20 protein-coding genes are annotated in these 23,513 nt (G+C 60.6%); 7 read left to right on the top strand and 13 right to left on the bottom strand.

Annotated features, from left to right (window positions below):
- Positions 1–44 precede the first annotated feature (44 nt).
- A complete protein-coding gene (locus tag E0F99_RS05300) occupies positions 45–557 on the top strand; it encodes a dihydrofolate reductase (RefSeq protein WP_083356272.1) in 513 nt (170 codons plus the stop codon).
- Positions 558–663: 106 nt separating this feature from the next.
- On the opposite strand, the gene E0F99_RS05305 is transcribed toward E0F99_RS05300, so the two are convergent.
- Entirely contained in the window at positions 664–2,055 is a 1,392-nt protein-coding gene (locus tag E0F99_RS05305) for an L-cystine transporter (RefSeq protein ID WP_083356273.1), read from the bottom strand.
- A gap of 241 nt (positions 2,056–2,296) precedes the next feature.
- Between E0F99_RS05305 and E0F99_RS05310 the strand changes: the two genes are divergently transcribed.
- A complete protein-coding gene (locus E0F99_RS05310; protein ID WP_083356274.1) occupies positions 2,297–3,355 on the top strand; it encodes an HAD family hydrolase in 1,059 nt (352 codons plus the stop codon).
- A gap of 280 nt (positions 3,356–3,635) precedes the next feature.
- On the opposite strand, the gene ilvD is transcribed toward E0F99_RS05310, so the two are convergent.
- A complete protein-coding gene (ilvD, locus tag E0F99_RS05320; protein ID WP_083356275.1) occupies positions 3,636–5,477 on the bottom strand; it encodes a dihydroxy-acid dehydratase in 1,842 nt (613 codons plus the stop codon).
- Between the two features lie 386 nt (positions 5,478–5,863).
- Here ilvD and E0F99_RS05325 point away from each other — a divergent pair, with 386 nt between their 5' ends.
- Positions 5,864–7,597 carry a DUF4153 domain-containing protein gene (locus E0F99_RS05325; RefSeq protein WP_083356276.1) on the top strand — a complete coding sequence of 578 codons (1,734 nt, stop codon included), beginning with the start codon at positions 5,864–5,866 and terminating at the stop codon, positions 7,595–7,597.
- On the opposite strand, the gene E0F99_RS05330 is transcribed toward E0F99_RS05325, so the two are convergent.
- A complete protein-coding gene (locus E0F99_RS05330) occupies positions 7,594–8,790 on the bottom strand; it encodes an MFS transporter (RefSeq protein WP_083356277.1) in 1,197 nt (398 codons plus the stop codon). The genes E0F99_RS05325 and E0F99_RS05330 overlap by 4 nt on opposite strands.
- Positions 8,791–8,980: 190 nt before the next feature.
- Complete coding sequence (locus tag E0F99_RS05335) at positions 8,981–10,177, bottom strand: class I SAM-dependent rRNA methyltransferase (RefSeq protein WP_083356278.1); 1,197 nt, start codon at positions 10,175–10,177, stop codon at positions 8,981–8,983.
- A 296-nt stretch (positions 10,178–10,473) separates the two neighbouring features.
- Between E0F99_RS05335 and E0F99_RS05340 the strand changes: the two genes are divergently transcribed.
- Both E0F99_RS05340 and mutM read left to right on the top strand, forming a co-directional pair.
- On the top strand, positions 10,474–11,286 hold the full coding sequence (locus E0F99_RS05340) for an HDOD domain-containing protein (protein WP_173667138.1): 813 nt from the start codon (positions 10,474–10,476) through the stop codon (positions 11,284–11,286).
- Positions 11,287–11,307: 21 nt separating this feature from the next.
- A complete protein-coding gene (mutM, locus tag E0F99_RS05345) occupies positions 11,308–12,120 on the top strand; it encodes a bifunctional DNA-formamidopyrimidine glycosylase/DNA-(apurinic or apyrimidinic site) lyase (protein WP_083356280.1) in 813 nt (270 codons plus the stop codon).
- Between the two features lie 133 nt (positions 12,121–12,253).
- Here mutM and E0F99_RS05350 read toward each other — a convergent pair whose 3' ends face one another.
- From E0F99_RS05350 to E0F99_RS05370, 5 genes are all read right to left on the bottom strand, one after another.
- Complete coding sequence (locus tag E0F99_RS05350) at positions 12,254–12,505, bottom strand: YfhL family 4Fe-4S dicluster ferredoxin (RefSeq protein ID WP_003195146.1); 252 nt, start codon at positions 12,503–12,505, stop codon at positions 12,254–12,256.
- 167 nt (positions 12,506–12,672) lie between these two features.
- Entirely contained in the window at positions 12,673–13,152 is a 480-nt protein-coding gene (gene coaD, locus E0F99_RS05355; RefSeq protein ID WP_003176711.1) for a pantetheine-phosphate adenylyltransferase, read from the bottom strand.
- A gap of 114 nt (positions 13,153–13,266) precedes the next feature.
- Positions 13,267–14,862, bottom strand: coding sequence for a GMC family oxidoreductase (locus E0F99_RS05360; RefSeq protein ID WP_083356281.1), 1,596 nt, complete (start codon positions 14,860–14,862; stop codon positions 13,267–13,269).
- A gap of 99 nt (positions 14,863–14,961) precedes the next feature.
- Positions 14,962–15,507 (bottom strand): twin-arginine translocation pathway signal protein, encoded by a 546-nt coding sequence (locus E0F99_RS05365; RefSeq protein WP_083356282.1) that lies wholly within the window; start codon positions 15,505–15,507, stop codon positions 14,962–14,964.
- Positions 15,508–15,535: 28 nt separating this feature from the next.
- Complete coding sequence (locus E0F99_RS05370; protein ID WP_083356283.1) at positions 15,536–16,963, bottom strand: coniferyl aldehyde dehydrogenase; 1,428 nt, start codon at positions 16,961–16,963, stop codon at positions 15,536–15,538.
- A gap of 147 nt (positions 16,964–17,110) precedes the next feature.
- Between E0F99_RS05370 and E0F99_RS05375 the strand changes: the two genes are divergently transcribed.
- Together E0F99_RS05375 and E0F99_RS05380 are read left to right on the top strand one after the other, a co-directional pair.
- Positions 17,111–17,782, top strand: a complete 672-nt coding sequence (locus E0F99_RS05375) for a TetR/AcrR family transcriptional regulator (RefSeq protein ID WP_083356284.1) — start codon at positions 17,111–17,113, stop codon at positions 17,780–17,782.
- 33 nt (positions 17,783–17,815) lie between these two features.
- Entirely contained in the window at positions 17,816–18,670 is an 855-nt protein-coding gene (locus tag E0F99_RS05380; protein ID WP_083356285.1) for a sulfurtransferase, read from the top strand.
- Positions 18,671–18,695: 25 nt separating this feature from the next.
- Here E0F99_RS05380 and E0F99_RS05385 read toward each other — a convergent pair whose 3' ends face one another.
- From E0F99_RS05385 to E0F99_RS05400, 4 genes are all read right to left on the bottom strand, one after another.
- The gene (locus tag E0F99_RS05385) at positions 18,696–19,691 is read right to left on the bottom strand and encodes a hydrolase (RefSeq protein ID WP_083356286.1); all 996 of its coding nucleotides are present in this window, start codon (positions 19,689–19,691) and stop codon (positions 18,696–18,698) included.
- 77 nt (positions 19,692–19,768) lie between these two features.
- On the bottom strand, positions 19,769–20,386 hold the full coding sequence (rsmD, locus tag E0F99_RS05390; RefSeq protein WP_083356287.1) for a 16S rRNA (guanine(966)-N(2))-methyltransferase RsmD: 618 nt from the start codon (positions 20,384–20,386) through the stop codon (positions 19,769–19,771).
- Complete coding sequence (locus tag E0F99_RS05395; RefSeq protein ID WP_083356288.1) at positions 20,386–21,876, bottom strand: M16 family metallopeptidase; 1,491 nt, start codon at positions 21,874–21,876, stop codon at positions 20,386–20,388. The genes rsmD and E0F99_RS05395 overlap by 1 nt, the downstream gene beginning before the upstream one ends.
- Entirely contained in the window at positions 21,869–23,224 is a 1,356-nt protein-coding gene (locus E0F99_RS05400; protein WP_083356289.1) for a M16 family metallopeptidase, read from the bottom strand. The genes E0F99_RS05395 and E0F99_RS05400 overlap by 8 nt, the downstream gene beginning before the upstream one ends.
- Positions 23,225–23,513 lie beyond the last annotated feature (289 nt).

The following is a 23,513-nucleotide window of genomic DNA, read 5'->3' on the forward strand; positions in this document are numbered from 1 at the left end:
TTGGAGCATAACCGCAGACTCGCCGCTCTGGTATTCTCGTCGCCATGAAAAAAACTCTCCCTTTAAGCCTGATCGCAGCCCTCGGTGAAAACCGCGTGATCGGCGTCGACAACAGCATGCCCTGGCATTTGCCGGGGGATTTCAAATATTTCAAGGCCACCACGCTCGGCAAGCCGATCATCATGGGGCGCAAGACTTGGGATTCTCTGGGCCGACCGTTGCCGGGGCGCCTGAATATCGTGGTTAGCCGTCAGACCGATTTGGTGCTGGAAGGTGCGCAAGTTTTTCCGTCACTCGATGCGGCCGTTGAAAGGGCTGAGGCCTGGGCGCTGGAGCAGGGCGTGGATGAGCTGATGCTGATTGGCGGTGCGCAGTTGTATGCGCAGGGGCTGCAGCAGGCGGATCGCCTGTATTTGACGCGGGTCGCGTTGAGCCCGGAAGGCGATGCGTGGTTTCCCGAGTTTGATACGCAACAGTGGACGCTGGTTTCAAACCTGGAAAATCCAGCTGAAGGTGATAAGCCGGCGTATAACTTCGAAGTTTGGGAAAAAGCCTAAGAGCATCGCACGCAAGCCCGTTCCCACACTTGACCACGTTCCAACAGGATAATGCGGTCAAAATGTGCGAGCGGGCTTGCTTGCGAAGGCGGGCTGAAAGGCGCTGCTAAACCTGCGCTATCTCGGCATGCTCATCGGCATTCAACAGCGCTTTATCCGTCTGCCCCATGATCTGGCTGGTAATCGCACCTGCCGTCATCGAGCCGTTCACGTTCAGCGCCGTACGGCCCATGTCGATCAGCGGCTCAACCGAAATCAGCAGCGCCACCAGTGACACCGGCAAGCCCATCGCCGGCAGCACGATCAACGCGGCAAAGGTCGCCCCGCCGCCTACGCCCGCCACACCGGCCGAGCTCAAGGTCACAATCGCCACCAGCGTCGCGATCCACAGTGGGTCCAGCGGGTTGATGCCCACGGTCGGTGCAACCATTACCGCCAGCATGGCCGGGTAGAGACCGGCGCAACCGTTCTGGCCGATAGTTGCGCCAAACGAGGCTGCAAACCCGGCGATGGATTGCGGGATACCCAGGCGACGTGTCTGCGCTTCAATGCTCAGCGGGATGGAGGCTGCGCTGGAGCGGCTGGTGAAGGCAAAGGTCAGCACCGGCCACACCTTGCGCAAGAAGCGCAGCGGGTTGACCCCAGCCAGCGACAGCAGCAGGCCGTGCACCACAAACATCAGGCCCAGCGCCAGGTACGACACCACCACAAAACTGCCGAGCTTGATGATGTCTTGCAGGTTGGAACCGGCGACCACTTTGGTCATCAGCGCCAGCACGCCGTACGGCGTCAGCTTCATCACCAGGCGCACCAGGCGCATCACCCAGGCTTGCAGCGTGTCGATGGCATTCAGCACTTTCTGGCCTTTTTCCACGTCGTCCTTGAGCAGTTGCAGCGCGGCAACCCCAAGGAACGCAGCGAAAATCACCACACTGATGATCGACGTCGGCTTGGCGCGTGCCAGGTCGGCGAACGGGTTGGCCGGTACAAACGACAGCAGCAGTTGCGGGATATTCAGGTCGGCAACCTTGCCCGCGTAGTCACTCTGTATCACTTGCAGGCGCGCCATTTCCTGCGTGCCGGCCACCAGGCCTTCGGCGGTGAGGCCGAACAGGTTGGTCAGGCCGATACCGATCAGCGCCGCGATTGCTGTGGTGAACAGCAGCGTGCCGATGGTCAGGAAGCTGATCTTGCCCAGGGACGAGGCATTATGCAGGCGCGCCACGGCACTGAGGATCGAGGCGAACACCAGCGGGATCACGATCATTTGCAGCAACTGCACGTAACCATTGCCGACCAGATCAAACCAACTGATCGAGGCCTTGAGCACCGGGTTACCGTCGCCATAAATAGTGTGCAGCGCCGCGCCAAACAACACGCCGAGCACCAGTGCAAACAGGACCTTTTTAGCGAGGCTCCAGTTGGTGCGACGCGTTTGTGCCAGGCCCAGCAACAGGGCCACGAACACCAGTAAGTTGAGAATCAGGGGCAGATTCATTGAAGCTCCGTTGAGAAGGCAGCCAATCGCGTGAGCCTGCGATTGCGAACCGGAAATCCTAACAGCTTGAAATATATTGATTTAATACCGATATGGAATGGTGACTGTCGTTTTTGGAATAAGCATTTGACGCTCAGGCACATACCCTTGGCGCAATCACGACGCAAGCGGTCGCGCTCGGGCGATAACTGTCACACAGATTTGTTAGCGTCGATGTCTTTAACTCAGGGAGAAAACGCTCATGAAGTTCGCGCCAACCTTACTTGCCGCCGCCTTCTGCTTCGGCCTCGCCAGCCAGGCATTTGCCGCCACCGAGTTGAAGCACTGGCCGGCGCCTGCCGCCGAGCAACTGAACAAGATGATCGCCGCCAACGCCAACAAGGGCAACTTCGCGGTGTTCGACATGGATAACACCAGTTACCGCTATGACCTCGAAGAGTCCCTGCTGCCGTACCTTGAGAACAAGGGCCTGATCACCCGCGAAACCATGGATCCTTCGCTCAAACTTATTCCCTTCAAAGACACCGCCGACCACAAAGAAAGTCTGTTCAGTTACTACTATCGCCTCTGTGAAGTCGACGACATGGTCTGCTACCCGTGGGTCGCGCAGATTTTCTCCGGTTTCACCCTCAAGGAACTCAAGGGCTACGTCGACGAAATGATGGCGTCGGGCAAGCCGGTGCCGGTCACTTACTACGAAGGTGATGTGGTCAAGAACATGGAGGTCCAGCCACCAAAAATTTTCACCGGCCAGGCTGAGCTCTACAACAAGCTGATGGAAAACGGCATTGAGGTCTACGTGATGACCGCCGCGTCCGAGGAACTGGTGCGCATGGTGGCGGCCGATCCGAAGTACGGCTACAACGTCAAACCGCAGAACGTCATCGGCGTGAGCACCTTGCTCAAGGACCGCAAGACCGGCGAGCTGACCACCGCGCGCAAACAGATCGCCGCCGGCAAATATGACGAGAAGGCCAACCTCGGCCTGGAGCTGACCCCGTACCTGTGGACTCCGGCGACCTGGATGGCCGGCAAGCACGCGGCGATACTGACCTATATCGACGAGTGGAAAAAACCGGTGATCGTCGGCGGTGATACGCCCACCAGCGACGGCTACATGCTGTTCCACGATGTGGACGTGGCCAAGGGCGGCATCCACCTGTGGATCAACCGCAAAGACAAATACATGACCCAACTCAACGGCATGATGGCCAAGCACGCTGCCGCGCAGGCCAAGGAAGGGTTGCCGGTGACGGCGGACAAGAACTGGGTGATCGTCAAGCCGGACGAGATTCAGTAAGAGCGAGGTGCCTGCTTCGCGAGCAAGCCCGCTCCCACACTTGACCGAGTTCCAGCATAGGAGTGCGGTCGACCACACTTGATCGGGTTCCAGCATTGGAATGCGGTCGAATGTGGGAGCGGGCTTGCTCGCGAAGGCGGTGTGTCAGGCCATACATGAGTCGGCTGGCCCACCGCTTTCGCAGGCAAGCCAGCTCCCACAGTTGATTTTCAGTGTTCTGGAGGTTTTCTGCAGGCAAAAAAATGCCCCGCACTTGGCGGGGCATTTTTATGGGCGAGGCTTACAGGCCATCGAGCATCGCTTTGTTACGCACGGCACCCTTGTCGGCGCTGGTGGCCAGCAACGCGTAAGCCTTCAACGCGGTGGTGACTTTGCGCGGACGTTTTTCCACCGGCTTCCAGCCTTTCTTGTCCTGCTCGACCCGGCGTGCAGCCAGTTCTTCATCGCTGATCAACAGGTTGATCGAGCGGTTCGGAATGTCGATCAGCACTTTGTCGCCGTCCTGCACCAAACCAATCGCGCCGCCGGCAGCGGCTTCCGGCGAAGCGTGGCCGATGGACAGGCCCGAAGTGCCGCCCGAGAAACGGCCGTCGGTCAGCAGGGCGCAGGCTTTGCCCAGGCCTTTGGATTTCAGGTAGGACGTCGGGTAGAGCATCTCCTGCATACCCGGGCCGCCTTTCGGGCCTTCGTAGCGGATGATCACGATATCGCCTTCTTTCACCTCGTCAGCAAGAATGCCGCGAACCGAGCTGTCCTGGCTTTCGTAGATCTTGGCGCGGCCTTCGAAGACGTGGATCGACTCGTCCACGCCAGCGGTTTTGACTACGCAGCCGTCGAGGGCGATGTTGCCGTACAACACGGCCAGGCCGCCTTCTTGCGAGTAGGCGTGCTCGACACTGCGGATGCAGCCGTTTTCACGGTCGTCGTCGAGAGTTTCCCAGCGGGTCGACTGGCTGAACGCGGTTTGCGTCGGGATGCCGGCCGGGCCTGCCTTGAAGAAGTGATGCACGGCTTCGTCGGTGGTCTGGGTGATGTCCCATTTGGCGATGCCTTCGGCCAGGGATTTGCTGTGCACGGTCGGCAGGTCGGTGTGCAACAGGCCACCACGGGCCAGGGAACCGAGGATCGAGAAGATCCCGCCGGCGCGGTGCACGTCTTCCATGTGGTACTTCTGGATGTTCGGCGCGACTTTGCACAACTGCGGCACGTGGCGGGACAGGCGGTCGATGTCGCGCAGGTCGAAGTCGATCTCGGCTTCTTGCGCGGCGGCCAGCAAGTGCAGGATGGTGTTGGTGGAACCGCCCATGGCGATGTCCAGGGTCATGGCGTTTTCGAACGCCTTGAAGTTGGCGATGTTGCGCGGCAACACCGACTCATCGTTTTCGGTGTAGTAGCGCTTGCACAGCTCGACGATGGTGCGGCCGGCCTGCAGGAATAGCTGCTCGCGGTCGCTGTGGGTGGCCAATGTGGAGCCGTTGCCCGGCAAGGCCAGGCCCAGGGCTTCGACCAGGCAGTTCATCGAGTTGGCGGTGAACATGCCGGAGCACGACCCGCAGGTCGGGCAGGCGCTGCGTTCGTATTCCGCGACCTTCTCGTCGGACGCGCTGGAATCGGCGGCGATGACCATGGCGTCTACCAGGTCAAGGCCGTGGGAGGCGAGCTTGGTCTTGCCGGCTTCCATCGGGCCGCCGGACACGAAGATCACCGGGATGTTCAGGCGCAGGGCGGCCATCAGCATGCCGGGGGTGATCTTGTCGCAGTTGGAAATGCACACGATGGCGTCGGCGCAATGGGCGTTGACCATGTATTCCACGGAGTCGGCGATGATCTCGCGGCTCGGCAGGGAATACAGCATGCCGTCATGGCCCATGGCGATGCCGTCATCCACGGCGATGGTGTTGAATTCTTTGGCGACGCCACCGGCGCGTTCGATTTCGCGGGCGACCAGCTGGCCCAGGTCTTTGAGGTGGACGTGGCCCGGTACGAACTGGGTGAACGAGTTGGCAATCGCGATGATCGGCTTTTTGAAGTCGTCATCTTTCATCCCCGTGGCGCGCCATAGAGCGCGCGCGCCAGCCATGTTGCGGCCGTGGGTGGATGTTTTCGAGCGGTAATCTGGCATGGAGCACTCCGGGCGGCTAATCAGGTACTACTAATCAGGTACTAAAGGTGAGTGAGCTTCTATTGACGTCTGGAACACTCAGAAAATGGCCGCGTGTCCAAAAGTTGCCACTCGCGTCGCGGGATCGCCGCGTGCTTGGGCCTCGAGCTCATAAACCCGCCGGGGGATGACTGGCGATGAATAGCGTCGATTCTACACCGCTGGTGTCGGGAGGGAATGGGCAGGTGTGAGCGTCGGATGCGTGGGGTCGCAGTTTGGACCGCCTGTCGACGCCAGATGATTCCATCACGCTACTAAGTCGGGGCCTACAAGCAGGCATACCTGGCGACAGGGAGGTTGTTTAAACTGGCGAGCTTCTGCCTACACCTCGTCCCAAAGGAATTGGAATGCCCGTTACCCATCGGTTTTTAGGGTTTTACCTGCTGATCGGCCTGCTCCAAGGGATCGTGTTCTATTCCTTCAACACGCTTCATGCGCTGGGTCAGCCGCTATCGTTTGTCATCCTCACCCTGGCTTTGGTCGGGGGAACCACGCTGCAGCTGCTCGCCGATAAGGCTCGGCATTGGCGCGCTTTACTGCCTGCGCTGGTGTTCACCCTGTGCGTGGGCGCAATGACGCTGTGGATCAGTTACCGCATCGAGCCTGCAGGCGGCGGCGGTGTGAATATCGTTGCGTGGCTCTTCAGCCTGCTGCCGCTCAGTTACATCAGCGCCAGCTTTTTGTCTGCCTGGCCTGTCACCCAGGGACAACGCTGGCGGTATGAAGACCTGTTCCACCAAGCCTGGAACGGTGTGTTCATTGTGCTGGGCGCACTGATCCTGGTGGGGTTGTGCGGGTTGTTGGGCATGCTATGGAGCCGACTGTTCCTGATGCTGGGCATCGAATTTTTCGAGCGCTACCTCTGGAGCGATGGGTTCCTGTCCATCAGCCTGCCGCTGGTGTTCGCGCTGGGTATGTACATGGGCATACGCAACGAGAAAGTTATCGGCCAGATGCGCAGCATGCTCTTTGGTGTTTGTAGATGGGTGTTGCCGATGATTGCACTGATCAGCGTGCTGTTTACCCTGACCTTGCCGTTCACCGGGCTTAAGCAGATTTGGGCAACGGGCTACTCCACGCCGATTCTGCTGGTGCTGGCCGGGGCTCAATTATTCCTGCTCAACGGCGTGTTCCAAGCGGGCGACCAGCCTCGGCCCTATCCGAAATGGCTGACGCACTTTATCGAGTTGAGCCTATTGTGCCTGCCGATTTTCGCAGGGTTGGCGTTTTACTCCAGCTGGCTGCGGGTCGAGCAATATGCGTTGTCGCCGCAACGTTTTATCGCCCTGACCCTAGCGTTGGTGTGTGGTGTGTATGGTTTGGCTGCGGTGTGGGCGGTGGCCCTGCGCTCGCCGGTCTGGTTGGGCAACTTGCGCACGACTAACCCGCCATTGGCGTTGTTGTCGTGTGTGATGTTGGTGTTGATCAATACGCCCGTCCTCGACCCGGTGCGGCTCAGCGTCGACGATCAGGTCCGTCGCTTGCTCGACGGGCGCACCAAGCCTGAAGCATTTGATGCTGACAACCTGCGTTTTGGTCTGGGGAAGGCTGGCGAGCAGGCCTATGCCAAGTTGCAGGTCGATGTGGATCAGGGGCGCGTTCTGAACCCGGAAGCTCGCCGCGCTTTGCGCGAGAGGATGGACGATACGGCCCTGAGTTACAGCGAGCGGTATGCGAACGAACGGGCTCGGCGGCCCAAGCCAGAACTGGAATGGATTGGCCCTACGCCCAAAGGCTGCGAGCAGTTTGTTGATATCAGCTTGACCCCCGACTCGATTTGCGAGTTCGGCTGTGTGCTTTGGGCGGTCGACCTCGATCAGGACGGTCAGAGCGAAGTGTTGGTGGTGCCCCACGCCCGTGTGCACCACGAGTCCAAGCCGCCGCGCATTTATGCCTTGGATGGGAAAGGCGAGTGGGACGATCGCGGCCCTTTGCTATGGACACAATGGCCAGGCGGTTATGTGGACACTGAGACGCTGATCCACGACATCCGTGAAGGCAAGGTGTCGTTGGTCACACCGCGCTACAGGCAATTGCAGTCCAGCGACATGCTGCTCACCCCCGTCATTCGCGAGCCTTAGCGACGTCCGATCCGCCTGTTAGTCAGTAGCCCCCACAGGCTGAACCCAATGAAGCTGATGGCGATGGTCATCAGCAAATGGCTGCCAGTCTGCGCAAGGGCGGCGCTGCTGACGGCGGCGGTGAGGAACATGATGCTATTGCCCGCCGATGCCGCCGTTCCCGCGCTGCTCGAAAACAACAGCATCGCGGCCGAAATGGCGGCAGGCCTTACCAGCGTGACCGCCAGGGCACTGATCAGCATGGGAATCAGCAGGGTGATGGTCGTTATGGCCTGGTAGTGAATGATCAGCGCCAGCAGCACGCCTGAAACACTGAGCAAGCCGAGGCCGATGTTGATTTGCCGGGACAGTGAGATGCGTTTTTGCAGATACGAGGCCGCCACGCCACCGAGCAGGTAGGCAATGCCGTACACCATCAGCACCAGCGCGTATTGGTATTCGGACAGCTTCAACGCATCCATGAACATCAGCGGTGTCACGCTGATCAGCGCGAAATAGCAGGCGAACACCAGTGCAGCGATCCACCAGTAACGCAGGAAGTCGCGGTTGCTGGCGACGGCTTTGAGCGTGCCGATGATCGATACCGGCGCGCGGTGCGGGCTGGCGGACTTGGATGGCAGGATGCAGAACGCATGAATCAACATGCCCAGTGCCATGAGCGCAAAGCCATAGAAGCTGCCCTGCCAGTCGAAGGTGGTTTGCAGCCATGAGCCGATCAACGGCGAGAGTGCGACAAACGAGCCACTCAGGGTCATGTAGTAGAGTCGCACGCGGGCGCGGTCTTGTTCTTCGAACAGGTCTTCCACCAGTGCGTGGCCCAACACGAAAAAGCCGCAGCCCATGGCCTGCACCGTACGAAACAGCAGGAAGGTCAGGTAGTCCGACGCCAGCGCGCAGCCAATCGCACCGAGGATCGACAGCGTGATGCAGCCGAGCAGGACTTCCTTGCGCCCCCATTTATCCGACAGCGGGCCCGCGACCAGTTGGGAGATAGAAAACACCAGCGTAAATAAGCTGATCGAGAGCGCGATGTCTGCGGTGGGCGTGTCGAACCGGGCAGCCAGAGCAGGGAACGAGGGCAGCAGAATATTGATCGGGAAGAAGCTGATCAGTGAAATGCAGGTGATGAGGATGAAGCGCGAGCGCTGTTGGCGTTTTACGTCGGCACTGGGCTGGGCGTAGGACTCAGACATTGTTTTTGTTTTCCGGAGTAATTCCAGAAGCCGATACTAGTCTGCGAAATGTGGAATTCAATCAAAACCGGCGAGAGAGGCTTCCCGGATTGAGGTGGCTGCAGCGTCGGGGCAAAGTATTTCTGACACAGCGCGAGCCAAATGTGGGAGCGGGCAAGCCCGTTCCCACAGTTTGATCTGCGCTTATGGCTTAGCTATTAGGCAGCAACCGGCACGTAATGCTCTTGATGTAACGCGTCTCGGCAATCGCCGGGTGCACCGGGTGATCCGGGCCCTGGCCGCCGCGTTCGAGCATCTGAATATTGCGGTCCAGGTGGCGGGCGCTGGTCAGCAGGATGTTTTGCAGGTCGTCTTCCGGCAGGTGCATCGAGCACGATGCGCTGACCAGAATGCCGTCCTTGCTGAGCAGGCGCATGGCTTGCTCGTTCAGGCGGCGGTAGGCGCCCTCGCCGTTTTTCATGTCTTTTTTGCGTTTGATGAAGGCCGGTGGGTCGGCGACGATCACGTCGAAGCGTTCTTCGCTGGCTTTCAGTTCTTTCAAGGCTTCGAAGACGTCGCCTTCGATGCAGGTCATCTTCTCGGCAACGCCGTTCAGCGCGGCGTTGCGCTCTACGCCGTCGAGGGCGAAGGCGGAGGCGTCGACGCAGAACACTTCACTGGCGCCGAAGGCCGCGGCTTGCACGCCCCAGCCGCCGATGTAGCTGTAGAGGTCGAGCACGCGTTTGCCTTTGGCATACGGGGCCAGGCGTGCGCGGTTCATGCGGTGGTCGTAGAACCAGCCGGTCTTCTGGCCCTGGATCACCGGGGCTTCGAATTTCACGCCGTTTTCTTCCAGCGCGACCCACTCCGGCACCAGGCCGAACACGGTTTCAACGTAGCGGTTGAGGCCTTCGGCATCGCGCGCGGCGGAGTCGTTCTTGAACAGGATGCCGCTCGGCTTGAGCACTTGGGTCAGGGCGGCGATCACGTCTTCTTTGTGCGCTTCCATGGTCGCCGAAGCGATCTGGACCACCAGGATGTCGCCGAAACGGTCGACTACCAGGCCCGGCAACAGGTCGGAATCGCCGTAGATCAGGCGGTAGAACGGCTTGTCGAACAGGCGATCACGCAGCGACAGGGCGACGTTGATGCGGTGCACCAGCAGCGACTTATCCAGCGCCAATTTGATGTCGCGCGACAGCAGGCGTGCGCAGATCAGGTTGTTCGGGCTCATGGCCACGATACCGAGGGTCTTGCCGCCGGCCGCTTCCAGGATTGCCTGGTCGCCTGCCTGGAAGCCGTGAAGTGGGGTGGCGGCCACGTCGATTTCGTTGCTGTAGACCCACAGGTGGCCGTTGCGCAAACGACGATCGGCGTTGGCTTTGAGACGCAGGCTTGGCAGGGACATGACGTCGCTCCGGAAAAAAGAGCGGGAGTATACCGTGTTGTGCAGGAATTCGCGGCGCCGCCGGACATGTGGGAGCGGGCTTGCTCGCGAAAGCGCGGTGTCAGTCACCGAATAGATTGGCTGATCCACCGCTTTCGCGAGCAAGCCCGCTCCCACATTTAGTCCGGTTCCAGTTCGGCATTTGGGTGTCGGTCAAGTCTTCATAAGGGTTAGAATCCCCGCCTAGCCCAGAGTGTGTACTTATGTCCCAAGAGCTTTCCGCCGAACAGATCCAACAGGCCCTGCAAGGCATCAGCGTGCCGCCTCAACCGCAAATCATGGTGGATTTGCAGATGGAGCAGTACATGCCCGACCCGGACCTGGAAGTGATCGCGCGGTTGATCTCCCAGGACCCAGGCCTGTCCGGCGCCTTGCTGAAAATCGTCAACTCGCCGTATTACGGCCTCAGCAACAAGATCGCCTCGATCCAGCGCGCGGTGAACCTGCTGGGCAGCCGTTCGGTCATCAACTTGATCAATGCGCAGTCGATCAAGGGTGAAATGAGCGACGACACCATCGTCACCCTCAACCGCTTCTGGGACACGGCCCAGGATGTGGCCATGACCTGCCTGACCCTGGCCAAGCGCACCGGCTCGCAAGCCGTCGACGAGGCTTATGCCTTGGGCCTGTTCCACGATTGCGGCGTGCCGTTGATGCTCAAGCGCTTCCCCAATTACATGACGGTGCTGGAAGAGGCCTACGCCAACGCCGGCCCCGACTGCCGCGTGGTCGACACCGAGAACCTCGCGTTCAATACTAACCACGCAGTGGTCGGCTATTACACGGCCAAGTCCTGGCGCCTGCCGGAGCATGTGACCGACGCCATCGCCAACCACCACAACGCCCTGGCGGTTTTCAGCGATGAGACGTCGCGCAATCCGCAACTGAAAAACCTGTTGGCGATCCTGAAAATGGCTGAGCACATCTGCTCCTCCTGTCGCGTGCTGGGTAACCAGACCGTCGACCACGAGTGGAATGCTATCGGCCATCTGGTGCTGGATTACGTGGGCCTCTCGGATTACGACTTTGAAAGCATGAAGTTGTCGATTCGCGAGCTGGGCGCGCACTGACCCTTTCTTCACGAGGTACACATGCCCGAGTTACCAGAAGTCGAAACCACCCGGCGCGGAATTGCGCCACACCTGGAAGGCCAGCGTGTCAGCCGCGTGGTGGTGCGTGAACGGCGCCTGCGCTGGCCGATCCCGGAGGATCTGGATGTGCGCCTGTCCGGGCAACGCATCGTGCGGGTGGAACGGCGGGCCAAGTACCTGTTGATCAATGCTGAAGTGGGCACTTTGATCAGCCACTTGGGCATGTCGGGCAACTTGCGTCTGGTGGAAGTCGGCATGCCGGCGGCCAAGCATGAGCATGTGGATATCGAGTTGGAATCGGGCATGGCCCTGCGCTACACCGACCCACGCCGTTTCGGCGCGATGCTCTGGAGCCAGGACCCGCACAACCACGAACTGCTGATTCGCCTGGGCCCGGAGCCGTTGACCGACCTGTTTGATGGCGAGCGCCTGTTCCAACGGTCCCGCGGCAAGTCGATGGCGGTGAAGCCGTTCATCATGGACAACGCGGTGGTGGTGGGCGTGGGCAATATCTATGCGACGGAAGCGCTGTTTGCGGCCGGGATTGATCCACGTCGGGCCGCCGGCGGCATTTCACGCGGGCGTTACCTGAAGCTGGCGATCGAGATCAAACGCGTGCTGGCGGCCGCCATTGAACGTGGCGGCACCACATTGCGGGACTTTATCGGTGGCGACGGGCAACCGGGGTATTTCCAACAGGAGCTGTTCGTCTACGGCCGGGGAGGCGAGGCGTGCAAGGTCTGCGGGACGGAGTTGCGCAATGTGGTGCTGGGGCAGCGGGCGAGTGTGTTTTGCCCTAAATGTCAGAGCTGACTGCTATGTGATGGCCGATGCCGTCTTCGCCAGCAAGCCCGCTCACACATTCGACCGCATTCGTATGGTGGAGCTCGGTCAACTGTGGGCGCGGGCTTGCTCGCGAAGAGGCCCTTGCAGGCACTAAAGAACCTTAGGCCTTACCGGTAATTTTCCGGTACTTCTCCATCAACTGCTCTTCAGTCTCAGGGTGTGCCTCGTCCAGCGGAATGCAATCCACCGGGCACACTTGCTGGCACTGAGGCTCGTCGTAGTGGCCGACGCACTGGGTGCACAGGTTGGGGTCGATCACGTAGATCTCTTCACCCTGGGAAATCGCAGCGTTCGGGCACTCGGGTTCGCAGACGTCGCAGTTGATGCAATCGTCGGTGATGATCAGGGACATGGAAACTCCTGCCAGGGCTGTCAGCCAGGGCATCTGAAAACGAATGCGCGCAATTGTGCCGCATTGGCGCCCGCAGTGCGAGCTGTGGCGAGCGCGGAGCTTGTTGTGGCGTGCCCGCTCGCCACAGGCAAGCCAGGCTCAGCACAGGCAAGCCCGTTTATCAGAAATTATTTCTTGAAGCGCAACGTCAGCGCGTCCGCCACGGCCGGGTGCACGAACTTGGTGATATCTCCGCCCAGAGCGGCGATCTCACGCACCAACGTCGAGGAAATGAACGAGTAACGCTCGGACGGCGTGAGGAACAGGCTCTCCACGTCCGGCGCCAGTTGACGGTTCATGTTGGCCAGCTGGAATTCATACTCGAAGTCCGACACCGCGCGCAGGCCACGCAGGAACACATTGGCGTTCTGCTCTTTGGCGAAGTGCGCCAGCAAGGTCGAGAAACCCACCACTTCTACGTTGGGCAGGTGCTTGGTGACCTCACGCGCCAGTTCCACGCGCTGTTCCAGGGGAAACAGCGGGTTTTTCTTGGGGCTGGCAGCGACTGCGATGATCACATGGTCGAACAGGCGAGAGGCGCGTTCGACCAGATCGCCATGGCCTTTGGTAATCGGGTCGAAGGTTCCTGGGTACAACACTCGGTTCATCGCGTCGTCCTGGCGGAGTCCGTTGGGGAACCGGATGGTATCGCAGCCATCCCGGTCGGCCAAGTCAACTTATGCAGAAGAAAGCAGTATAGACATGGCGAATACCGTGTTTTTTCACGCTGTTTTCAGACGTTCGGCTAATGCCGTCGCCAGTTGTGCGGTTAATCCGTACACTGACAATTGCGGGTTAGCCCCAATACTGGTGGGGAATAACGAGCCGTCGTGGATCGACAGGTTGCGCAACTGGTGATGGCGGCCGAGGCTGTCGGCCACTGCGTTTTTTGGATCTTCGCCCATGGCGCAACCGCCCATCACGTGGGCGCTGCCCAGTGTGGTTCGATGCAATTCCAGGCTCAGACCGTCGATCAGGCTGCGCGCCTCGGCCAGGGTGTTCACGTAACGGGCATCGTGATGCAGCGGCTTGACTGACTTGGCGCCCGCCGCGAACTGAATCTCGGCCATGCTGTGGAAGGCACGGCGCAGGCCGTCCCACGCGTAGGGCGAAACCTGGTAGTCGAGCACCGGCGTGCCGTCCCCGCGTAATTCCACTGTGCCGCCAGGGCTGTCGGGGTGGAAACCGTCGCGCAGCAGCGCGAGCATGGCGTGGGTGTGGGGCAATTGGCTCATGTCGAGCGCGTTCCCCGTGCCGTAGCCGCCGAACAGGGTGCTGGCCAATCCCGGGTGTAACGGCGGTGCCTCCAGCTTGTAGGACATTTTGCCGGTGGTGCCGTCCAGCCATTGGAAGTGATCGGAGTAAATCGACTGCGGCGCGCCGTAGAACGGGTTGATCACGTCATCGAACACGCCGGCGGAGAAGTTCACCAAGTGCAGGAACGTTCGCTTGCCCACGCGCGAATGCGGGTCGGGCGCGTCCGAGCGCATCAGCAGTGCTGGGCTGTTGATGCCACCGCCCGCGAGCACGTAATGCTTGGCCTTGACCGTAATCTTGCGCCCGGTGGGCGCCACGCAGCGTTCGTCCATCGCCACGCATTCCAGGCTGCTGATGGTGTCGCCGCTGTATTTGAGTCGTTCTGCGCGGGCGAGATACAGCAGTTCGCCGCCCTTCTCCAGCGTGGACGGAATGGTGGTCACCAGCATCGACTGCTTGGCGTTGACCGGGCAACCCATGCCGCAATAGCCGAGATTGAAGCAGCCGCGCACGTTGCGTGGGATCACGTGCCAGCTGTAACCGAGCTTTTCACAGCCTTTGCGGATCACATCATTGTTGGCATTCGGTGGGATAGCCCACGGGGCGATGCCCAGGCGCTGTTCCATCGTCTCGAACCACGGCGCCATCTCGGCGCTGCTGTGGCCTTTTACCGCGTACTCACTGGCCCAGTGGGAAAGAGTGGCATCGGGCGTGCGAAAGCTCGACGTCCAGTTGATTAACGTGGTGCCGCCCACCGCCCGGCCCTGCAGAATGGTGATCGCGCCGTCCTTGCTCATGCGGCCGATACCTTCCTGGTACAGGCTGGCATAAGCCTCGTCTTCGAGCAGCTTGAAGTCGCTGCTGGTCTTGAGCGGGCCTTCTTCGATCAGCAGCACCTTGTAGCCGGCGGCGCTGAGGACCTCGGCCGTGGTACCGCCACCGGCACCGCTGCCGATAATTGCCACATCGGCTTCCAGGGTCAGATCGCCGTCTAGGGCAGCGCCATTGTGGGTTTTCCAGCCGCGGGCCAGGCCGTCGCGGAACAGATCGGGTACGGGCATAGAAGTGCACTCTTGTTTTTATGAGTTAAACGCTACGAAGTTGCGGTCAATGTGGGCGCGAGCAAGCCCGCTCCCACAGTTTCGAATGGGTTATCAAAGTCAGATCTTCGGCGGCCCGGGGTAGCCGCAATGTGCCCAGGACTGCGGGCGGAAGTACCAGGCCATGATTACCAGCTTGAGCAGCGAGCCCTGGCCCATACGCAGCAGGTTCAAGTAGCTGTTTTCCCAGCGGTGCAGGAAGTTGCGGATCTGCTCGCCACTGGCGTGTTCCCAACTGCCCCAAATACCGGTCAGTGGGCCGCGGGTGATGCCCATGCTCAATACGTCGAACAGTTGCTGGGTAAGCTTGAACATCTCTGGCGATAGATGCTGCAGGCTGTAGTCGAGCTTTTTCAGGGTGTCTTCAATTCCGGCGACTACATCCTGGGCGCTGGCCGCGCCTTCGAGCAGTACCGGGATCACCGCGCGCAAGAACGGCAAGTCACTGCTGCGCAGCATGGCAAAGCCGCTGGCCGGGGTGCTGCTGGAGCAGCCGCTGAGGCTGGCGCCCAGCCCTGCGGTTGCCAGGAAAGCACTGGCGCATAGGCCGATTTTCAGGACGCCGCGCCGCGACAGCGCAGGTGTTTCAGTCAGGCTAGGGTTCATTGTTATTGTTATCCCGAAGGTGGCGGAATCAGCGAACGAACAGCTTTTGAATCAACTTCTGGATCGACTTGCCGTAGGGCGGGTAGATCAACTTCGCGGCGTTCAAGCGCTGCTTCACCAGCACCCCCTTGGCCTTGCTGAACGTGAGGAACCCTTCGTGGCCGTGGTAATGGCCCATGCCCGACGGGCCGATACCGCCGAAGGGCATGTCGTCCTGGGCCACGTGCAGCAAGGTATCGTTCAGGCAAACGCCGCCTGAGTGGGTTTCGTGGAGTACGCGGTTCTGCTCGCCCTTGTTGTAGCCGAAGTAGTACAGGGCCAATGGGCGAGGGCGTTGGTTGATGTAGGTAAATGCCTGGTCGATGCCGCGATACGGCACGATCGGCAGCACCGGGCCGAAGATTTCGTCCTGCATCACGGTCATTTCATCGCTGACATTCAGCAACAGGCTATGGGCCATGCGCCGTGCCTGGCCTTGGTCGTACAGCGCAATCAGGGTGGCGCCTTTGTCGGTGGCGTCCTTGACGTAGGCATTCAGCCGGGCCTGCTGCCGCTCGTTAATGATTGCTGTGTAATCCGGGTTGTCGGCCAGGGTCGGATAAAACCCGTGAACCGCCTTGCTGTAAGCCTCGACGAACCCCTCAACGCGGTCTTCCGGCACCAGCACGTAGTCCGGTGCCACGCAGGTTTGCCCGGCATTCAGGCATTTACCGAACGCGATGCGCTCGGCGGCGTCCTTGAGCGGCACGTCGGCGGAAACGATGGCTGGCGATTTGCCGCCCAGTTCCAGTGTGACCGGCGTGAGGTGCTCGGCGGCGGCGCGCATCACGTGCTTGCCGATACTGGTGGCGCCGGTGAACAGCAGGTGATCAAAGCGTAATTTGGAAAACGCCATGCCTACTTCAGCTTCTCCTAGCACCACACACACCAGGTCTTCGGGGAAGATTTTCGCCAACAGCGCCTTGAGCAATTGACCCGTGGCGGGCGTGGACTCGCTGAGCTTGAGCATCACCCGATTACCGGCCGCCAAAGCGCCGACCAGTGGGCCAATGGCCAAATACAGCGGGTAGTTCCACGGCACGATCACCCCGACCACGCCCAGAGGTTGATAGATGACTTTGGCCGATGCCGGTTGGAAGGCAATGCCTACGGCGCGACGGGAAGGTTTCATCCAGCCTTTAAGGTGTTTGCTGGCGTAGTGAATGCCATGCAGGCTCGGCATCAGTTCGGCGAACAAGGTCTCGTCTGCACTGCGGTGGCTGAAGTCCTGGCTGATCGCGTTGATCAACGCGTGACGTTCGTCGCTGAGCACGTCACGCAAGGCCTTGAGCCATTGCTGGCGCTGCGCCGCCTGCGGCATCGGGTTGGCGGCATAGGCGCGGCGTTGGGCGTCGAACAGGTCGTGGAGTTGATCCAGCGCCTGGGAATCTTGCAGGTAGGCAATGGTGGCTGACATGGCGCAGGTTCCCAATTGTTATAGGTCTACCTGGATTTTTAGAGTTATTGCTCTAAATTGTCAAATGTCATTGCAGCAGCAGGCGGTTTTATCCAAGCAAGGATAGGCCGTAAGATGCGCCATCACGTGTTTAGAAGCTGATCCCCTATGGCACCACGAGTAAAGACCAGCGAGCGCATTGTGCAAACCAGCCTGGAGCTTTTTAACCAGCAGGGCGAGCGCAGCGTCAGTACCAACCATATTGCCGCCCATATGGAAATTTCCCCGGGCAACCTGTACTACCACTTCCCCAACAAGCAGGCGATCATCGCCGTGCTGTTTCGTGAATATGAAGCCCTGGTAGACAGTTTTCTGCGCCCACCCCAAGGCCGCGCCGTCACCGTCGAAGACAAGCGCTTCTACCTGCAGGCCGTACTGGCCGGCATGTGGCGCTACCGGTTCCTGCACCGCGACCTCGAACACCTGCTGGAAAGCGACCCGGAACTTGCCACCGGCTACCGGCGTTTTTCCCAGCGCTGCCTGATCCAGGGAAACGCCATCTATCAGGGGTTTGTTGACGCTGGCATCCTGTCTATGGACCCGGTGCAAACCGAAGCCCTCACGCTCAATGCCTGGATCATCCTCACCTCGTGGGTGCGTTTCCTGTGCACCACCAATGAAAATTCCGCCCATTTGAGCGCTGAGGCGATCAAGCGTGGGGTGTATCAGGTGCTGGTGTTGGAGGCGGGGTTTGTCACGCCCCAGGCGAAAGAGGCGGTAGATGCTTTGTTCAAAGAGTTTTATGTGCCGTTGAACCAGGCACTGGAAGAAGTGAAGTAGGACCTTTCCCGAATTTGCTCACAGGAGTCCGTCATGCCGCTTGCCCAACTGATCAGCCCCCAGCAACTCGCCGAGCGCCAGAAGCCCGACGGCTTAGTTATTCTGGATTGCCGCTTTGCCCTGGAAGACCCGGACTACGGGCTTTGCAGCTACGTTGAAGGGCACATTGAGGGGGCGCAATATGCTGACCTGGAGCGCCACCTCAGCGGGCCGGTGACCAAAGGCGTGAGCGGGCGGCACCCATTGCCGGCACCGGACGCCTTGGTTGCGCAACTGCGGGCGTGGGGCATCAATGCCGACTCCGACATCGTGCTGTATGACGACGGCCCCGGCGCCTATGCCGCCCGCGGCTGGTGGTTGCTGGCCTGGCTGGGCAAGCGTGAAGGCGTATTTATTCTGGACGGTGGCCTGAAGGCCTGGCACGCGGCGGGCTTCCCGCTGAGCCTGGATGCGCCGGTGGTTGAGCCGGGAACGTTTGCCGGCACGCCCGACAACCATCTCCTGTTGGACGCAGAACACCTGCAAAAGCGCCTGGGCGAACCGGGCTTGACCTTGATTGATGCCCGCGCCCAAGCACGTTTTCGTGGCGACGTGGAGCCCATCGATCCCATCGCCGGGCATATTCCGGGCGCGCAATGTGCGGCGTTCAACGAAAACCTGGGCAGTGACGGTCGCTTCCTGCCGGCGGAGCAGCTCAAGCAGCGTTTCGCCGCGCAGTTGCAGGGCCGCTCGCCGGATGAACTGGTGGCGTATTGCGGTTCGGGCGTGACGGCGTGCCACAACTTGTTTGCCCTGAGCCTGGCGGGTTACCCATTGGGCAAGTTATATGCGGGCTCGTGGAGCGAATGGATTACTGATCCTGCGCGGGAAGTTGCAACCGGCGACTGAATGACCGGGTGTGTAAATCCAATTGTTAACCTTGGCGTGCCAGCAGCCATTGGGGGATCCGGCGTTCCAGGTAGTAGCTGGGGCGCTTCAGCGAACCCTCGACAAACCCCACATGTCCACCCTTGGCCAGCAACTCGAACTCGGTGCATTCCGACAGTTCACTGGCTTCGGGCAGGCTGTGGGCGAACACGAACGGGTCATCGGCCGCCTGGATAACCAGCGTCGGCGTACGAATATCGCCCAGGTAATAGCGGCTCGATGCACGACGGTAATAGTCCTCGGCGCTGAGGAAACCGTGCAGCGGCGCGGTCACCCGCCCGTCGAAGTCCCAGAACGTGCGCATCTTCTCAAGAGAACCCAGTGACTCCAGGGCTTTGAGCCCATCTGACCGCCCGTCCTGTAAAAACCGGCTTTGCTTGACGCGGATATACGTCAGCATCTCGCGCATGAAGTGCTTCTGATAAACCCGCGAAAACCCCAGCCCAATGCGATCTGCACACTGATCCAGACGAAACGGCACCGACACCGCCGCCGCGCCTTGCAGCCCCGACCTTACGCCGGTTTCCCCCAAGTGCTTGAGCAGCACATTGCCGCCCAGCGAATAGCCCACGGCATACAACGGCGCCAACGGGCGCTTGGCACGCAGATGGGCAATCGCTGCCGCCAAGTCTTCGCTGGCGCCCGAGTGGTAGCTGCGCGCCAAGAGGTTGGGCTCTCCCGAGCACCCGCGCCAGTTCAACGCTGCGCTTGCCCAGCCTTGAACGGCGAGGACTTTTTGCAGGCCCGCCACGTAAGGTGAATTGGACGAGCCGGTCAGCCCGTGCAGCACCAGCACCAAAGGCGCTCGCGCGTCATGCGGGCCGTGCCAGTCGAGGTCGAGAAAATCGCCGTCATCCAGCCACAGGCGTTCGCGTTGGCGTTCGATGTGAGTGGTGGGGCGCCACAGCGGCCCCCACAAGGTTTGCAGGTGGGGGTTGCCGAGGCCGAAGGCGGGTTTGAACAGGTCAGAGGAAGGGGTCATGTAACTCTCGGTAGCAAGCGAACTCACTGTGGCGAGCGAGCAAGTTCCCTCGCCACAATTGAAGCCAGGCTGAAAGACTAGGCAGCGCTTTCTAGCAACCGATGCCACAACGCGTAGTACACCCGACCGGACTTTTGCTCACGGTGCAGGCGCCAGCTGCCCGGAAGACCGAGCGTAGACGGCGCGGTTTCACTCTCAGTGTAGATCCACGCATCCGCAGCCAGCCACTGTTGCTCTTCTAGCAACGCACACACGGTCGGCAACAGGTTCTGATTGAACGGCGGGTCGAGGAACACCACGTCGTATTCAGTCGCCGCCTGGGTTTGCAGGTAGCGCAGCGCGTCGGCGGTCTGAACCTGGCCGGTGGTGCAGCGCAACGTGCCCAAGTGTTCCTTGAGGCTGGACACCGCCACATTGCTGGCGTCCAGCGCCTGGCCCTGGGCCGCGCCACGGGACAGCGCCTCCAGGAACAGCGCGCCGCTGCCGGCGAACGGGTCCAGCACTTTGGCCCCGCCAATGTATGGCGCGAGCCAGTTGAACAGGGTTTCACGCACGCGGTCCGGCGTCGGGCGCAGGCCTACGACGTCGGGGAAGCTCAGCTTGCGGCTGCCCCATTCACCGCCAATGATGCGCAGTTGGCCCACACCGTTATGCACGTTGTGGACGGGTTTTTTCGGGCGAGATGAACTGGCCATTAATGCTCCGGAACCCCGAGCGGCTGCTCGGCAGGTTTATCAGTGGGGGGCGGTAGTGGCTTTTGCGCAATCGTCGGGCCGGCGGTCACGATGACCATCTTGTCGGCGCTTAAGTGTTTATTCATGGCAGCCTTGACCTGCTCTACGGTCAGGGCCTGGGATTGTTTCATGAAATCTTCCAGATAGCTCAGCGGCAGGTGGTAGAAACCCATGGCGCCCAACTGCCCCGCGATATCGGCGTTGCTCGCGGTGGACAGCGGAAAGCTGCCAGCCAGCTCACGCTTGGCGTCGTCCAGCTCCTTTTGCGTCGGGCCGGTCTTGAGGTAGTCGGCCAGCACATCTTCAACCAGGCGCAGGGTACCGCCGCTCATTTCGGCGCGGGTCTGCAGGTTGATCATGAACGGGCCACGTACCTGCATCGGCGAGAAGCCGGAGTACACGCCGTACGTCAGGCCGCGCTTCTCGCGGACTTCGCTCATCAAGCGGGTGCCGAAGCCGCCGCCGCCGAGGATCTGGTTGCCCAAGGACAAGGCTGCGTAGTCCGGGTCGGCGCGGTCGATGCCCAGTTGCGCGAACAGCAGGTGCGTCTGCTTGGACGGGAACTCAATATGGCTCAGGCCGGCTTTCGGTTCGGTCGGCTGGGTGATTTTCGCCAGGGCCGGGCCTTTAGGCAGCGACGCGGAGACCTTGGCGGTCATGGCCTCGGCCTCAGCGCGAGTCAGGTCGCCGACCACTGCGATCACCGCATTACCAGCGGCGTAAGCCTTGGCGTGGAAGGCCTGCAACTGCTCGAGGGTAATCTTCGGAATGCTTTCAGGCGTGCCTTCGCTCGGGTGAGCGTAAGGGTGGTCACCGTACAGGCGCTTGAACAGCTCAAGGCTGGCGAGTTTGGCCGGGTTCTGTTTCTGGTATTCAAACCCGGCGAGGATTTGATTTTTGATCCGCGCCAGGGAGTCGGCCGGGAAGGTTGGCTTGCCGATCACGTCATCAAACAGTGCCAGCGCAGCATCGCGCTTGTCGCTGTCACTCAGGCTGCGCAGGGACACCAGCGCCATGTCGCGGTAGGCGCCATTGCCGAAGTCGGCGCCCAGGCCTTCAAAACCGCTGGCGATCTGGCTGACATCCTTACCCGGTACACCTTCGTTGAGCATGGCGTTGGTCAGCAGTGCCAAGCCGGGTGTGTTGCCGTCCTGGCTGCTGCCGGCGGCGAACAGGATGCGCATGTCGAACATCGGCAACTCGTGGGCTTCGACGAACAGCACCTTGGCGCCTTCGGCGGTGGTCCAGGTTTGCACGTCGAGCTTGCGGTTGGTCGGCGCCTTGCCGTCCAGCTCCGCCAGGGATTGCAGTTTGCTGGCCGATTGGGCCTTGTCCAACGCCTGGCTCGCGACAGATTCGCTTGGGCGCAGGAAGTACACGGCGCTGGCGGCGATCAATGTGACGACGACCAGGCAGGGAAAGATCAGGCGGCTGTTTTTGCGATCACTCATGAGCGGTCTCCTCAGGCAAAACATGGGCGACGCTCAAACGCTCGCGGGTGAAATAAGTCCGTGCGGCCTTCTGGATATCTTCCGGGGTCACGCTTTGCAGGTCGGCCAACTCGGTGTCCATCAGTTTCCAGGACAGCCCGACGGTTTCCAGGGAGCCGATGGCGGTGGCCTGGCTGGTGATGGAATCACGCTGGTAGACCACGCCGGCAATGACTTGGGCGCGGATGCGCTCCAGTTCTTCGGTGGTCGGCGGTTTGGCTTTCAATTCGTCCAGCAGGCGCCACAGGCCGGCTTCGGCTTGGGCAATGGTCTTTTTCTTCTGCTGGTTCGGCGTGGCCGTCAGGGTGAACAGGCTGTCACCCCGGGTGTAGGCGTCGTAGCTGGTGGAGGCGGCGGATACCAGCTCTTCACCGCGTTCCAGTTGCTCCGAAATACGTGCACTGTAGCCGCCATCGAGCAGGGCCGAGAGCAGGCGCAGGGCCTGTACCGAGCGTTTGTCTTCGGCGGTGGCCAGGCCTGGCACGTTGAAGCCCAGGATCACGCTCGGCAGTTGGGTCTGCACGTGCAGGGTCAGCAGGCGTTCGCCGGGCTCGGCGAGCTCCAGTGGGATTTTCGCGGGTGGCACATCACGCTTGGGGATTGGGCCGAAATAACGCTGAGCCAGGTTCTTGACCTCATCCGGGGTCACGTCACCGACTACCACCAGCGTGGCGTTGTTCGGTACATACCAGGATTGATACCAGTGGCGCAGCTCTTCGACTTTCATGCGTTCCAGGTCGGCCATCCAGCCGATGGTCGGCGTGTGGTAACCGCTGGCCGGGTAGGCCATGGCCTTGAAGCGCTCGTAGGCCTTGGACATCGGGTTATCGTCGGTGCGCAAGCGGCGCTCTTCCTTGATGACCTCGATCTCGCGGCTGAACTCATCGGCCGGCAGGCGCAGGCTGGCCATGCGGTCGGCTTCCAGCTCGAAGGCGACACCCAGGCGGTCACGGGCCAGCACTTGGTAGTAGGCGGTGTAGTCATCGCTGGTGAAGGCATTTTCTTCGGCGCCCAGGTCGCGCAGGATCAGCGAGGCTTCGCCGGGGCCGACCTTGGCGCTGCCTTTGAACATCATGTGTTCAAGGGCGTGGGACAAACCGGTCTGGCCCGGGGTTTCGTAGCTGGAACCCACCTTGTACCAGACCTGGGAAACCACCACCGGCGCGCGATGATCTTCGCGCACGACCACTTTGAGGCCGTTATCCAGGGTAAATTCATGGGTGGGTTGTGGGTCGGCAGCCAAGGCTGAAAGGGGCAGACAAACTGTGCTGAGCAGCAGGCCTGCAGCGCGGCGGGCTAGAGCATTCATTCGTTTTTAAACCTGTTGGGCTGCCCGCGTGGTCTTAGCGTCGGCGGGCGAGGAGGTGCTAGGATACTGATCCGATTTAGGGACGGCCACTGCGGCGGCCATCTTGTCCCAGATCCAGTCGTAGAAATATTGGAGTAGAGGGTGGTTTTCCCCGACGATATTCCATTTTTCGCCGATGTTATCGCTTCAGTCCTTTATTGAAACGATTTGTTGAGGCCTTTATTTACGCCTTACAAAATGTTGCGCATGAACAAGCGAGCGTTAAAGCAGTCTGTTCTGCATCGAATTT

Origin of the sequence: Pseudomonas antarctica (assembly GCF_900624995.1) — a bacterium.
GTDB classification, from domain to species: domain Bacteria; phylum Pseudomonadota; class Gammaproteobacteria; order Pseudomonadales; family Pseudomonadaceae; genus Aquipseudomonas; species Aquipseudomonas antarctica.

Excerpts from the sequence above, each read along its gene's own strand:
- E0F99_RS05300 (WP_083356272.1), top strand. The coding sequence starts at position 45 with ATGAAAAAAACTCTCCCTTTAAGCCTGATCGCAGCCCTCGGTGAAAAC.
- E0F99_RS05305 (WP_083356273.1), bottom strand. The coding sequence starts at position 2,055 with ATGAATCTGCCCCTGATTCTCAACTTACTGGTGTTCGTGGCCCTGTTG.
- E0F99_RS05310 (WP_083356274.1), top strand. The coding sequence starts at position 2,297 with ATGAAGTTCGCGCCAACCTTACTTGCCGCCGCCTTCTGCTTCGGCCTC.
- ilvD (WP_083356275.1), bottom strand. The coding sequence starts at position 5,477 with ATGCCAGATTACCGCTCGAAAACATCCACCCACGGCCGCAACATGGCT.
- E0F99_RS05325 (WP_083356276.1), top strand. The coding sequence starts at position 5,864 with ATGCCCGTTACCCATCGGTTTTTAGGGTTTTACCTGCTGATCGGCCTG.
- E0F99_RS05330 (WP_083356277.1), bottom strand. The coding sequence starts at position 8,790 with ATGTCTGAGTCCTACGCCCAGCCCAGTGCCGACGTAAAACGCCAACAG.
- E0F99_RS05335 (WP_083356278.1), bottom strand. The coding sequence starts at position 10,177 with ATGTCCCTGCCAAGCCTGCGTCTCAAAGCCAACGCCGATCGTCGTTTG.
- mutM (WP_083356280.1), top strand. The coding sequence starts at position 11,308 with ATGCCCGAGTTACCAGAAGTCGAAACCACCCGGCGCGGAATTGCGCCA.
- E0F99_RS05350 (WP_003195146.1), bottom strand. The coding sequence starts at position 12,505 with ATGTCCCTGATCATCACCGACGATTGCATCAACTGCGACGTCTGCGAA.
- coaD (WP_003176711.1), bottom strand. The coding sequence starts at position 13,152 with ATGAACCGAGTGTTGTACCCAGGAACCTTCGACCCGATTACCAAAGGC.
- E0F99_RS05360 (WP_083356281.1), bottom strand. The coding sequence starts at position 14,862 with ATGCCCGTACCCGATCTGTTCCGCGACGGCCTGGCCCGCGGCTGGAAA.
- E0F99_RS05365 (WP_083356282.1), bottom strand. The coding sequence starts at position 15,507 with ATGAACCCTAGCCTGACTGAAACACCTGCGCTGTCGCGGCGCGGCGTC.
- E0F99_RS05370 (WP_083356283.1), bottom strand. The coding sequence starts at position 16,963 with ATGTCAGCCACCATTGCCTACCTGCAAGATTCCCAGGCGCTGGATCAA.
- E0F99_RS05375 (WP_083356284.1), top strand. The coding sequence starts at position 17,111 with ATGGCACCACGAGTAAAGACCAGCGAGCGCATTGTGCAAACCAGCCTG.
- E0F99_RS05380 (WP_083356285.1), top strand. The coding sequence starts at position 17,816 with ATGCCGCTTGCCCAACTGATCAGCCCCCAGCAACTCGCCGAGCGCCAG.
- E0F99_RS05385 (WP_083356286.1), bottom strand. The coding sequence starts at position 19,691 with ATGACCCCTTCCTCTGACCTGTTCAAACCCGCCTTCGGCCTCGGCAAC.
- rsmD (WP_083356287.1), bottom strand. The coding sequence starts at position 20,386 with ATGGCCAGTTCATCTCGCCCGAAAAAACCCGTCCACAACGTGCATAAC.
- E0F99_RS05395 (WP_083356288.1), bottom strand. The coding sequence starts at position 21,876 with ATGAGTGATCGCAAAAACAGCCGCCTGATCTTTCCCTGCCTGGTCGTC.
- E0F99_RS05400 (WP_083356289.1), bottom strand. The coding sequence starts at position 23,224 with ATGAATGCTCTAGCCCGCCGCGCTGCAGGCCTGCTGCTCAGCACAGTT.